Source organism: Vibrio sp. nBUS_14, from assembly GCF_051201655.1.
Classification (GTDB): domain Bacteria; phylum Pseudomonadota; class Gammaproteobacteria; order Enterobacterales; family Vibrionaceae; genus Vibrio.
Window position 1 is genome coordinate 1215905 of record NZ_CP179207.1, and the last position, 13121, is coordinate 1229025.

Genomic DNA, 13121 nt, shown 5'->3' on the forward strand with positions numbered 1-13121 from the left:
GCATGCCGTTAAAACAAGTATAGGTTCAAATCTAACATCATGTAATAACTAATAAAACCATCAGCACTCCATCTCTGACGGTTTATTTACAAATTACTCGGTTCGGTCTAAAGAAATAGAACGCGCTAGTACCGAAGCAGGGGCAATGACTAGCGCGAAGTATAGTGAAGTGGGTATTAACTATTGAACACGGTAATCATCAAAGATAAGTTCACCAATCTCATTTATCACAGTGTCACGCTCTGGAATGGTTAACTCGGTTTCCGTGAGAGAGATACTGATGATCAACGGAGCGCGAGTTTCACTCCACACGATAGCCGTGATAGCGCGTGAGCCATAAGCGCCAGCCCCTGATCTGTCAGCAATATTCCAACCATCAGGCAGGATCGAACGAATCATCCCATCAGAGACTTTGTTATCCTTCATCCAAGTCTTAAGCTGAGCTTTAGAAGCTTCTGATAGCACGTTGCCATACACCAAGTCATTCAACGTTTTCACCATAGTGTTTGGTGTTGTGGTGTCACGAACATCACCCGGACGAGCATGGTTCAAATCGGGTTCGATATGATTAAGGCGTGTTTTGTTGTCTCCCGTGGAACGCAAAAACTCTGTTAACCCGTTAGGCCCATCAATACCAGCTAACACTATATTAGCGGCCGTGTTATCGCTCATTTCCATGGTTGCGGTACATGCGTCTTTCAGCGAGATATCTTTGCCTACAAATTCTTTAGTAATCGGAGACCAAGCAATAAGCTTATTGGACTCAACCCTAGCCTTTGACTCTAAATCTAACCCTTCATTTTCAGAATCATAGAGAAGATTCGCGCAAGCTAAGGTTTTGAAAGTGCTCATCATTGGAAAGCGTTCGTCTCCCTTATAACTCCACATTTCGTTAGTCGCGGTATCATAAACTGCAACACCAATACGAGCAGATACACGGGATTCGACTTTCTCAATAGATTGAGAGTCCAGAGTATGGCTAAGTGCCAATGTAGAAACGAATGAGCTCATCAATATAAGCGAGAACGAGGTGTACTTTTTCATTTTTAAACCATTGATGGCCAATAATTTGGCATAGATAAAAGATTAAGCGCGACACAGAAAGTGCAACGAGTAAGATTGCTTAGACAGAAAGACAAGAGCCCAAGCTAAAGCAAGTAAAAATAACTGATTAAACCCGCACAATGTATCCATAATTTAGATATCCTTAAAGAAGTGATTTCAATAGGATTCAACCTTGAACAAACCAAACCAAATAACATTCTCAACGTTCAACCTTTTGAACTACCTCGAACCACCGAATGCTTATTATGATTTTGAGAACATCTACAGCTTCGAGGAATGGCAGAAGAAACAACATTGGATGGCTGAAGCGATTGGGTCATTAGATTGTGATGTGATTGGCTTCCAAGAGATATTTAGCCCGCAGTCTTTAGAGCAGTTAATGAATGATCTGGGTTATCCGTACTTTGCGGTAGTAGACTGCCCGCATATTGAAGATGATTACTTGTATACCTCGCCTGTTGTGGGTATCGCCTCTCGCTACCCGATTGAAAAAGTGCAGCCGGTTAAACCACATTCTGAGTTGCTTTCCGCTTTCAAACTTAGCGAAAAGTTTTCATTCAACCGAACACCTGTACACGCCACGATTACGTTACCCCACTTAGGTTCAACCGATTGTTATGTTATACACTTCAAATCTCAGCGAGCAACCGAGCCCAAAGGTCCCACTCTAGATAACGCTGATAGATCTAAAGTCTCTCAAACTTCAGATAGCCAAAAGCCGAAAAGTGACACCTTGGTTAAGCTTCATCAGGAGCAACTTGGGTCTTGGTTATCTAGCGTTCAACGCGGTCTAGAAGCTCAGATGCTGCATCAATACATTACCCATCAACGTCACCAGACTGATCAGCCCGTCGTGTTAATGGGTGACTTCAACAAACCCCTGTTTCATGATGAGTTCAAAGGGCTTCTCAGCTATTCATTGAATCGTGATGAAGCGAGCAAACATTGGCTATCGCATTTTCGACTAAAAGACAGTTGGGATCTGTACCACCAGCTTCACGAAGAAGATTTGCTTGAACAACGCAAACCAACCCACTATTACGGTGCTTCTGGCTCGGTCTTGGATTACATCTTGATGTCGAGCGAGTTTGATTGTCAGAACTCATCAAGCTTGATGGAGATCTCTCGCTACACAGTGTTAGACCATCACCTCATCAATCCAAGCTTTGAACACGACCAATTCAGTACTGACCATGCTATCATTTCTGTCACCGCTCATATCCGTGAAGCCTAGCGATTCGATGACATTAGAATCTCGAGATTCACTAAAGATGAACATTAAAAAAGCCGCAGTTCAAAACTGCGCCTTTCCACTTTAGCTAACCAACGCCCCATGAAGAAACCGATTTACCGTTTAGCAAAGAGTGAAACTTAAAAGTTATACATTGCGCCTAGGTGGAACGAATCGATCACGAGATCTTTATCATTTTCAAAAGCTGAATCGCTGTCAATTACAAATGCATCCGCTTCATAACCTAACCTAAAGCTGACGTTTTTAGCCTGTTTAGGTGTGTACTCCACTCCGAAACCATAGCGAATACCCTCACCACTATCGTCATCAAGCACTGGCAACGACTGGTCTAAATCACTTGTCGACAAACCGAGATGCCAAAAGGGCGAATTCCATTATCAAACGTGTAACCTAGATTAGCACTTTTCGAAAATGCAGTTGGACCAAGTGTACCACCATTCCAAATAAGACAACCACAACGTAATGAACCAGACCATAGACCTCAACGGCTTAATCATTGATATCGATTCTCGAACTATTACTAATCCACAGGGTAACAAAATCACTTTACGCCCTCACCTTTTGGCAGTGCTCTGTTTATTGTTAGAAAATACAGGAAAACCCATTTCGAAAGGACACATTGTTGATACCTGCTGGGACGGACAACTCTCATCTCCTCACGTTCTCGCCGACGTCGTCTATACCCTACGTAACGTCTTTGCTCGTTTGAGAGCCCCAAACATACAGATAATTACCATCAACAAGTTTGGCTACGCGTTATCGGTTGAATCCACTTAAGTGGCTAGAAACTGGGGATTAGGGGCTGCCATTGTCAGGCTAAACGGTGTGAATAACGCATCGTAAACATCCCCTCTTTACATCCAGCTCGATACCCCCTAAAACATCTTATATTCGCCAGTTTCATTCGTGTTTATGCAACTAATTGAGTTGACTAAGATCACCAAAAAACACACCATCGAAACGTTTCGATGGCTTTTTCTTGAGTTGTTCTCAATCCATTAAACGTTATTTTTCAATAGGTCGTGATATGAAAAAAAGTACTCTAATTAATTCTGAACTCTCTTACTTAGTGGCGACTCTTGGCCACACAGATGAAATCACGATTTGTGACGCGGGCTTACCGATTCCAGACCACGTAACTCGTATTGATCTTGCTTTGACTCATGGTGTTCCAAGCTTTCAGCAAACGGTAAAAACCATGTTGGATGAATCTCAAATTGAAGGTGTTGTGATTGCAGAAGAGTTTGCGAAAGTAAGCCCAGACCACCACGCTGCGCTGATTGATTTGATCAAGACAGAAGAAGCGCGTTGCGGCAAATCGCTTTCGATTACTTACATCACTCATGAAGAATTCAAAGAGCGCACACATGAAAGCCGCGCGGTTATCCGTACTGGTGAATGCACACCTTACGCGAATGTTATTTTCCAAGCTGGCGTAACGTTTTAGCTCAAGCGAAACGCAACGACAGTCCAGTGTCATCACTGAACCAAAAACAATACATATACAGAACAATCAAATACAACTGGCCCCGAGTAAAGGAACCGACATGACTCAAGCCATTTTAGAACTTAGCTCAATTGAGAAAGCCTTCCCTGGTGTGAAAGCACTGGATAAGGCGAGCCTCAACGTTTACCCAGGACGCGTAATGGCGTTAATGGGCGAAAACGGTGCAGGTAAATCAACGCTCATGAAAGTGCTTACCGGCATTTACCACTTGGATGGCGGCACTATCGCCTACCAAGGTAAGCCAGCAGCATTTAAAGGGCCTCGTGATTCACAACAAGCCGGCATTAGTATCATTCACCAAGAATTGAATCTAATTCCAGAGCTAACCATCGCCGAGAATATCTTCTTAGGTCGTGAAATCACAGGGACTATGGGTCGTATTCTTTGGAACGAAATGTACCAAGAAGCGGACAAGCTACTTAAACGTCTTAATGTAAAACACAGTTCGAAAACACTTTTAGGTCAGTTAAGCCTTGGTGAGCAACAAATGGTAGAGATCGCGAAAGCCCTATCGTTTGAATCTAAGGTCATCATCATGGATGAACCAACGGACGCACTAACCGATACCGAAACTGAGTCGCTATTTAAGGTGATTAACGAGCTGCGTTCTGAAGGCTGCGGCATTGTTTACATCTCTCACCGCTTGAAAGAGATCTTCGAGATTTGTGATGACATCACCGTACTTCGTGACGGTAAATTCATTGGCCAGTGTGAAGTAAAAGACACCGATGAAGATGGCCTAATCGAAATGATGGTTGGCCGTAAGCTGAACGAGCAATATCCACGTATAGGCCAAAGCCACGGTGAAACCTGCCTTGAAGTGATTGGTCTGACGGGTTCTGGCATTCACGATGTGAGCTTTACTCTAAAACGCGGCGAAATCCTGGGTGTATCGGGCTTGATGGGTGCAGGTCGTACCGAACTGATGAAAGTGATTTACGGCGCCCTTCCGAGTGAGCGTGGCGTCATCAACTTAGAAAACAAAACCATTAACCCTGTTAGTCCAAAAGATGGCCTTGCCAATGGCATTGCATACATCTCTGAAGACCGTAAAGGCGATGGCCTGGTTCTAGGGCTTTCAGTAAAAGAAAACATGTCTTTATGTTCACTGGATCTACTGACTAAGAAAGGTCAAATCCAACATAAAGATGAAGTGATGGCGGTTGATGACTTCATCAAACTGTTCAACATCAAGACCCCGACTCGCGAGCAAATTATTGGCAACCTTTCTGGCGGTAACCAACAGAAAGTGGCTATCGCTAAAGGCTTGATGACCAAACCAAAAGTACTGATTCTCGACGAGCCCACTCGTGGTGTCGATGTTGGTGCTAAGAAAGAGATTTACCAACTCATAAATAAATTTAAAGCTGACGGCATGAGCATTATTTTAGTCTCATCTGAAATGCCAGAAGTGTTAGGAATGAGTGACCGCATCATGGTGATGCATGAAGGCCGTGTAAGCGGTGAATTTGATGCTAAAGAAGCAAACCAAGAATTATTACTGGCGTGTGCGGTCGGTAAAAAGATTAACGAGGACGCAGCATGAGTACTAAAACCATGAGCAAAACAACTGAAGCTCCAAAGAAAAAACCGTTAATCAGCAAAGAGTGGCTGATTGATCAAAAGTCATTGATTGCTTTGATCTTCCTGATTGTTGTCGTTTCTTTCTTAAACCCGAACTTCTTTACTGTCGACAACATCCTGAACATTCTGCGCCAAACCTCGGTTAACGCAATCGTCGCTGTGGGTATGACGCTGGTTATCTTAACCGCAGGTATCGACTTGAGTGTCGGTTCTGTACTTGCACTTTGTGGCGCGTTCGCTGCCAGCATGATTGGTCTAGAGATCCCTGTGATGATCGCAGTGCCAACCGCTCTAGTAGCAGGTGCAGCATTGGGTGCTATCAGTGGTGTGATTATCGCCAAGGGTAAGGTTCAAGCCTTCATCGCAACGCTTGTAACCATGACTCTATTACGCGGCGTAACCATGGTTTACACGGATGGTCGTCCTATCTCAACCGGCTTCACTGACACAGCAGACGCATTCGCTTGGTTCGGTACAGGCTACGCAATGGGTATCCCAGTTCCTGTATGGATCATGGTCGTGGTGTTCGCGGCGGTATGGTACCTACTTAACCACACTCGCTTTGGTCGCTACGTTTATGCTCTTGGTGGCAACGAATCAGCAACTCGCCTATCAGGCATTGATGTAGACAAAGTAAAAATCGGCGTTTATGCAATCTGTGGTCTGCTAGCAGCGGTTGCAGGCATCATCGTGGCATCTCGCTTATCATCAGCTCAACCTACCGCAGGTATGGGTTATGAATTAGACGCCATCGCAGCCGTAGTTCTTGGTGGCACAAGCTTAGCCGGCGGTCGTGGCCGCATCATGGGCACATTGATTGGTGCTCTGATTATCGGCTTCCTAAACAACGCCCTAAACCTATTAGACGTATCTTCTTACTACCAGATGATTGCAAAAGCAGTGGTTATTCTTCTGGCGGTATTGGTCGACAACAAAAACAAATAAAACCTATTCACACTCTAGGTTAATACAAGCAACACACTAGCTTAATAAAAGTAACAGTTTGTTTTACCTTAAAATATTAGAATCTATAAATAATGTAACTACGAGTTAGGACTCACCTCCTAGCTCACCCTACACAAAGGACTTACACCATGAAAAAATTAGCGACTCTTATTTCTTCTGCTCTTCTTTCTACTACTGTATCTGTGTCTGCACAGGCGCAAGATACAATGGCAATCGTTCTGTCTACATTGAACAACCCATTCTTCGTGACCATGAAAGATGGCGCAGAAGCGAAAGCGGAAGAGCTAGGCTACAAGCTTATCGTTCTTGATTCTCAAAACGACCCAAGCAAAGAGCTTTCGAACATTGAAGATCTAACCATTCGTGGTGTTAAAGCAATCCTGATTAACCCAACGGATTCAGACGCTGTGTCTAACGCTATTCGTATTGCTAACCGCTCAGACATTCCAGTATTAACGCTAGACCGTGGTGCAAGCCGTGGTGACGTAGTGAGCCACATTGCTTCTAATAACGTAATCGGCGGTGAAATGGCGGGTCACTACATCATGGAAAAAGTGGGCGAGAAAGCGAAAGTAATCCATCTTGAAGGTATCGCTGGTACTTCAGCAGCTCGTGAACGTGGTGAAGGCTTCATGAACGCAGTAAACGGCAGCGACCTTGAGCTTCTTGCAAGCCAACCTGCTGATTTCGACCGTACTAAAGGTCTGAACGTAATGGAAAACTTGCTTGCTGCAAACCCAGACGTACAAGCGGTATTCGCTCAGAACGATGAAATGGCACTAGGTGCACTTCGCGCAGTTCAAGCTTCAGGTAAAGACGTAATGATCGTTGGCTTTGACGGTACTGAGGACGGCATCGCAGCGGTTAACCGTGGCCTACTTGGCGCAACGGTTGCACAACAACCTGACCTAATCGGTTCTCTAGGTGTTGAAATGGCAGACAAAGTACTGAAAGGCGAAACAGTAGACGAGTACGTACCAGTACCTCTAAAAATCATCGCTAAGTAATCATTATTCTTAACTAGGAATAACCATTATTTAACTAAGAATAGTACTTGGGTGGGGTCCGCTATACCCCACCTTTCTTAACGCATTATCTCATTAGCTCGCTGGCTCAAGACAAAAAGCAAAAACGACAGTGCATCGCTGTTTCTCATACCGCCGTCTAGCGAGGCGAGCAATTTACGTAATGAGAAAGACCCATGCATTTTCAAATACGATATATCATAAGGCTCGTATCATGACTCAACTGATTGTTTTAGGTAGCGTTAACGCTGACCACGTACTGCAAGTTCCTTCGTTCCCTCGTCCGGGTGAAACCTTGATTGGCGGTAACTATCAGGTCATCCCTGGCGGCAAAGGCGCAAACCAAGCAGTTGCGGCTGCGCGATTAAACGCAGATATCGGCTTTATCGCCTGTGTCGGTGACGACCCATTTGGCATCAACATTCGTCAAGATTTCGCCAAAGATGGCATCAACATCGACGGCGTGATCGTTGCAGACAACACGCCGACAGGCATTGCGATGATCCAAGTATCCGCAACGGGCGAAAACAGCATTTGTCTTTCTGCTGAAGCCAACAACAAGCTGACTTGCGACCAAATCGAACCGCACCTAGAGAAGATTCGCGGTGCTAAATACCTGCTGACTCAGCTTGAAACACCGATTGAAGGCATTGAATACGCAGCAAAAATAGCAAAAGAGAGTGGCACTCAAGTGATTCTTAACCCAGCTCCGGCTCGTTCTTTGTCAGATTCACTGCTTGCTTGTGTTGATATGATTACACCTAACGAAACCGAAGCTGAAGTACTGACAGGCATTACCGTGACTGACAGCGCATCCGCTCATCAGGCAGCTTTGGCTCTGCACACGAAAGGCATCGAGACTGTGATGATCACACTTGGCGCTAAAGGCGTTTGGGTAAGTAAAAACAATAAAGGCGAGCTAATCGCAGGTTTCCGAGTTGAAGCGACAGACACAACCGCAGCGGGTGATACCTTCAACGGTGCATTGGTGACAGGCTTACTTGAAGACATGCCACTTGAGCGCGCGATTAAGTTTACTCATGCCGCGGCAGCTATTTCAGTGACTCGCTTTGGCGCACAAACCTCCATTCCAAGCCGTGCTGAAACCGATGCGTTTTTATCAGAGCAATTATCGGCTTAGCTTGATACCTATTTAAAGGCTTAACTCCTGAGCTAAGCCGTAGTTAACGGATGTAAGCCTTCTAAATAACAAGCATAAGCCCCTGTTTTCGGGCAAAATATCGCGCAACGTGGCATGTTACTCCCACAAGGATTTTTTATGGCAACAATGAAAGACGTCGCTCGGCTAGCAAAGGTTTCAACTTCAACCGTTAGCCATGTGATCAACAAGTCACGTTTTGTCAGTGAAGAGATAGCTGAGCGTGTTAACAGTGCAGCTAAAGAACTCAACTACGCACCGTCTGCATTGGCGCGTAGCTTAAAAATGAAGCAAACCAAAACCTTAGGCATGCTAGTTACTACCTCAACTAACCCATTCTTTGGTGAGGTTGTAAAAGGTGTTGAACGTCGTTGCTACGAAAAAGGTTATAACCTTATCTTGTGTAACACCGAAGGCGACAGCGAGCGCATGAAGTCATCTATCGATACTTTGCTACAAAAGCGTGTCGATGGCCTAATGCTGATGTGTTCAACCCTTGAAGGCGAGCACATTGACGTATTTGAACGCTACCCAGAACTACCTATCGTTGTGATGGACTGGGGCCCAATGTTGTTCGCCAGCGACAAGATCCAAGATAACTCTCATCAAGGCGGCTACATGGCAACCAAGCACTTGATCGATAACGGTCATGTTCAAATTGGTTGTATCACGGGCCCACTTCACCGCAATCAAGCCTCTTCTCGTTATCAAGGCTTCAAGCAAGCAATAGAAGAAGCGAATCTAGAGATCAACCCTAAGTGGATTGTTGAATCAAACTTCGAATGCGATGGCGGTTTTGACTCTTACCAAACTTTAAAAGCGCGTGGTGAAATGCCATCAGCACTGTTTATTAGCAATGACATGATGGCAATGGGTGTGATTCACGCTGCGGCTCAAGATGGCACATCGATTCCAAACGATCTTTCGATAATTGGCTACGATGACATCCACTTATCGAAGTACATGACCCCAGCTTTGAGCACTATCCACCAGCCAAAGCACCGTTTAGGTAAAGCAGCCGTTGATACACTTTTGAGTCGACTACAAACGCCAGACGCCTACCCACAGGTCGTCGAGTTAGAGCCGACCTTAATAGAGCGAAGCAGCGTAAAAGCAGTTTAACCCACAGATCCCCTACTCCAGAACAAAGAGCTAGCTTATCCAGTTGGCTTTTTTCTTTAGCTTTTAGCCTTTAGCGTTAAGTTTTAAATTTTAGCTCGTTAGCCATTAATAAGTGTCGTCCATCAAACTGTACCCTCCGTCCTTCTAACAGGCAAAACCTACCCATTTTTATTCCATCACCTGAGGCTCTAGCAACACAGGTGGTGTGCTGTCCATGTAAGTTAAGAAGTTTTCCCACACTTCATGTGTGCGTTGCTTGGTTAACTTAGTCTTACAAGAGAGCGCCATCAGCCCACGAATAGAGCCGTCACGCCATTGGGTGTACACAGAGTCACAATGCGCTGTCATATAGGCTTGCCAACTCTCCTGCGCGCCCTTGATGGCATCGACTAATTCCACATCCTTGACATTGTGTTCAAAGCTGGCAGCTAAATACTTATCAAGTTCTAGCTGTGATGATTCCAGCTCAAGCGCGGCGCAGTGATTTATCTCTAGCGTGTTCATCGCATTGTCGCAATCGACCACATCGTCAGATGCAGATGCAGATGCAGATGCAGATGCAGATGCAAACCAAGGTATACACACTATTAATGCAAACGATAAAACCTTTTTCATTATTGTTCTCCCTAATTCAAAAGTACGCGTATGCGCCCTATTAATGCCAAACCTTACGAATCTTAACAACATTAGACGCCAATTGTTGATAACTACGTTTAGGGTTATGTCCAAAGCAGACGAGGCGTTGCTGTATTAGACAAGAATAAGAGCGCATATGTAGGAGCGATCATCAAATAGGCAATGAACACACGCACCAACATCCAAGTTATATTTTTTATCATTACACTCAAACCCACCCAATTGTGTTATTTCAAAAACTGTAGGTCTCAATTTGATACGAAAATCCCGAAAAGATTCCGGCTCATCAAAACCTCAAAAGTACTGAAACAACAAACGACGCACTTAACCTTGAAAGTATTTGTAACACTATGAATTTTATAGTAAAACTATAAAAAATGTGATTTCGGTTCACAACACATGCTTACATTCACAATAATTATTATTTCTCTTGATAACTAATCGTTAAGTTTATAAATTAAATCGACTGCTCATACACTCGGTAACGCTTCTCCAATTATGGATATCAAGTACCAACATTTTGCCAAGACCACATTCTACTTTGCCATCTCTTTCGTTTTGTCGATGGCATTGCTCATCCCCTTTACACCATCTCATTATCAAGCGTTAACCGAAGAGTCTTCACTGTTAGTTGAAACCAGACTTCAAGAGCTCCAAGCTCGATTTGGCAGCTTTCTCTCAAAGATCACGCCCGACCTTTCTTGTGATGCCATCGTAACTGAGCTTCGTCAAAATGTATTCCATGCCGATTGGGTAAAAGAAGCTGCTGTATTCAATAAACACAATCGCTTTTACTGCTCCACCACTAAGGGAGAGGTGTCGTTTCGCCTGTATAGCACCATCCGACAAAGGCTGAATAACGATCCTAACTTTGCCACCCTATCTTACTCGAGTGCAGCAATCACTAAAGTACAATCCATCATGCTGATTTTCTCGGACAAAGAGCAAGCAGGGGTAAGCCTAATGATCCCCCCCACTTCATCTATGACCTTGTTGAATCGAAACTAAGCCGTCACGGAATAAGCTCTAAAGTTGAAGTAATTAAAAGAGACATCCACCCTACCGACCCCGGTTCTTATCTTTCAGAAGTGCGGATACTGTCAGAGACTTACCCCCTCGCCATTACTTCCTACATCGGGCACCAGTACTACATACACTTCCTCATGAACTTCTCGTGGTTTGGGTTTCTTATGGCGGGGATCACCACCATTTTTGTTCTCTCCGCGAAGCATAAAAAACAGAGCCAACGTAGTTTAGAATATTCCCTCTCTAGCGCACTGAAGAATAAGCACCTACAGGTTCACATGCAGCCTATTGTCGACCAAAAGAGCACCCAGATTGTAGGCTGTGAATCGCTCCTGAGGTGGAATGATCCAGTTGAAGGCAATGTGTCGCCCGCCATCTTTATTCCACTAGCAGAAAGCTTAGGTTTGATAGAAGAGCTGACGTACTTTGTGCTACGCAAAGTATTGAAAACCATCAAAATCAATCAAGACCTTTTCGAAGACAAATACATCAGCGTCAACATCAGCCGAAACGTCGTGTCCAATAGTAACTTCGCCCACAAAGTATCAGGTATCTTTAAAAGAAACCCAGAGATTCTAAAACAGGTGGTGTTTGAAGTAACCGAAGATGGCGAGTGCTCAGACGCGGATATGACCAAGATAAAAGAGAACCTAACCAAGCTGGCGAACATGGGCGTTAAAGTTGCGATTGATGACTTTGGTACTGGCTACTCAGGGTTAGATTTCGTAAGAAAATTTCCGTTCAGTATTCTCAAAATTGATCGTGTCTTCGTACAAAACATTTCAGACGAGTCCAGCTTTGGTGTCCCTTTGCTAGAGTCCATGCTGCAACTGTCCCGCACTTTAGGCATGCAGGTTATCGTTGAAGGCGTAGAATATGAATCGCAAGTGAAAGTCTTGTCTAAATTAGGCGTCGACTATATCCAAGGCTTCTATTTCTATAAGCCGATGCCAATCAAGCTCATCATCAGCCTTCTAAGGCAGCAACAGCACATAGCAGCGACTCATGAGTATCATATATCGCCAACCTAACAGATGAATGTAAACCGATTCGGGGGCGCCGTTACTGGCGCCCTATAAAATGACATTCATAAAACCAACACTTGGCACTGGTGTTGAGTATGAATTGTTGGAGCGCCAAGTGTTAAGCATCAGGTCCATTTTGGTGATTTTCCGTGCGTTCAGCGAGCACTTCTTTGATTGCGAACATCCCATCCAACGCAGCAGGAAAACCAGCGTAAACAGACATCTGAGTGATCACCTCTTTGAGATCTTCCTCACTGCAACCCACATTAAGCGCCGCATTCAAATGCACTTTAAGTTGTGGGGCGCAGTTGCCTAGTGCGGTTAACGCTGCCACCGTCGCAATCTCGCGAGATTTCAAATCCAAGCCTTTGCGCGCATAGATATCACCAAAAGGATACTCGATGGTGTATTTGGCTAAATCGGGGCTAATATCTTGCAAGGTTTCGATAACATTTTGCCCTACCACTCGATTCCCCGTTGCACTGTCAGCAAGCCATTACCTTAATTCACAGACTCGAGAGTCGCGGTGAATTGACTTTACACCAAATACGCCTAAAAACTGTTTTTTGAAGTGTGCTGCGAACCACTGTGAGCCTTCGATACCACTGCTCAACCGATCTCCGATATAAACTCGCACACTTTCAAGATCGACTACACTCTTCTCCCAGGGCATATGTTTTACTACTGAAAAATATATGGACTTTATATCAACCTACCAAAGTACATTCTACTATGTTGAAAATACTAATTATAT

Annotated in this window: 12 protein-coding genes and 1 pseudogene; 9 read left to right on the forward strand and 4 right to left on the reverse strand. The window is 44.5% G+C overall.

Annotated features, from left to right (window positions below):
* Positions 1-180: 180 nt before the first annotated feature.
* Positions 181-1044, reverse strand: coding sequence for a class A beta-lactamase (gene bla / locus ACMAZD_RS23170; RefSeq protein WP_435249650.1), 864 nt, complete (start codon positions 1042-1044; stop codon positions 181-183).
* Positions 1045-1237: 193 nt separating this feature from the next.
* Here bla and ACMAZD_RS23175 point away from each other — a divergent pair, with 193 nt between their 5' ends.
* Positions 1238-2299, forward strand: coding sequence for an endonuclease/exonuclease/phosphatase family protein (locus ACMAZD_RS23175; RefSeq protein ID WP_435249651.1), 1062 nt, complete (start codon positions 1238-1240; stop codon positions 2297-2299).
* A gap of 137 nt (positions 2300-2436) precedes the next feature.
* Here the strand turns inward: ACMAZD_RS23175 and ACMAZD_RS23180 are convergent, their stop codons facing one another.
* The gene (locus tag ACMAZD_RS23180) at positions 2437-2664 is read right to left on the reverse strand and encodes a hypothetical protein (RefSeq protein WP_435249652.1); all 228 of its coding nucleotides are present in this window, start codon (positions 2662-2664) and stop codon (positions 2437-2439) included.
* A gap of 115 nt (positions 2665-2779) precedes the next feature.
* On the opposite strand from ACMAZD_RS23180, the gene ACMAZD_RS23185 reads away from it, so the two are divergent.
* The 7 genes from ACMAZD_RS23185 to ACMAZD_RS23215 all read left to right on the forward strand — a co-directional run bounded on the left by ACMAZD_RS23185 (position 2780) and on the right by ACMAZD_RS23215 (position 9680).
* Positions 2780-3094 carry a winged helix-turn-helix domain-containing protein gene (locus ACMAZD_RS23185; RefSeq protein WP_435249653.1) on the forward strand — a complete coding sequence of 105 codons (315 nt, stop codon included), beginning with the start codon at positions 2780-2782 and terminating at the stop codon, positions 3092-3094.
* Between the two features lie 250 nt (positions 3095-3344).
* A complete protein-coding gene (gene rbsD / locus ACMAZD_RS23190) occupies positions 3345-3764 on the forward strand; it encodes a D-ribose pyranase (protein ID WP_435249654.1) in 420 nt (139 codons plus the stop codon).
* Positions 3765-3864: 100 nt separating this feature from the next.
* A complete protein-coding gene (gene rbsA, locus ACMAZD_RS23195) occupies positions 3865-5370 on the forward strand; it encodes a ribose ABC transporter ATP-binding protein RbsA (protein WP_435249655.1) in 1506 nt (501 codons plus the stop codon).
* A complete protein-coding gene (gene rbsC / locus ACMAZD_RS23200; protein ID WP_435249656.1) occupies positions 5367-6353 on the forward strand; it encodes a ribose ABC transporter permease in 987 nt (328 codons plus the stop codon). The genes rbsA and rbsC overlap by 4 nt, the downstream gene beginning before the upstream one ends.
* Positions 6354-6502: 149 nt before the next feature.
* Positions 6503-7381, forward strand: a complete 879-nt coding sequence (rbsB, locus tag ACMAZD_RS23205) for a ribose ABC transporter substrate-binding protein RbsB (protein ID WP_435249657.1) — start codon at positions 6503-6505, stop codon at positions 7379-7381.
* A gap of 232 nt (positions 7382-7613) precedes the next feature.
* Positions 7614-8540: a ribokinase gene (gene rbsK / locus ACMAZD_RS23210; protein WP_435249658.1), complete on the forward strand. Its 927-nt coding sequence runs from the start codon at positions 7614-7616 to the stop codon at positions 8538-8540.
* Between the two features lie 138 nt (positions 8541-8678).
* Positions 8679-9680: a substrate-binding domain-containing protein gene (locus ACMAZD_RS23215; RefSeq protein WP_435249659.1), complete on the forward strand. Its 1002-nt coding sequence runs from the start codon at positions 8679-8681 to the stop codon at positions 9678-9680.
* Positions 9681-9848: 168 nt separating this feature from the next.
* On the opposite strand, the gene ACMAZD_RS23220 is transcribed toward ACMAZD_RS23215, so the two are convergent.
* Positions 9849-10295, reverse strand: a complete 447-nt coding sequence (locus tag ACMAZD_RS23220; protein WP_435249660.1) for a lysozyme inhibitor LprI family protein — start codon at positions 10293-10295, stop codon at positions 9849-9851.
* 519 nt (positions 10296-10814) lie between these two features.
* Between ACMAZD_RS23220 and ACMAZD_RS23225 the strand changes: the two are divergent.
* Positions 10815-12373: pseudogene (locus ACMAZD_RS23225) on the forward strand (EAL domain-containing protein).
* Positions 12374-12485: 112 nt separating this feature from the next.
* Here the strand turns inward: ACMAZD_RS23225 and ACMAZD_RS23230 are convergent.
* A complete protein-coding gene (locus ACMAZD_RS23230; RefSeq protein WP_435249661.1) occupies positions 12486-12833 on the reverse strand; it encodes a carboxymuconolactone decarboxylase family protein in 348 nt (115 codons plus the stop codon).
* Positions 12834-13121: the final 288 nt, after the last annotated feature.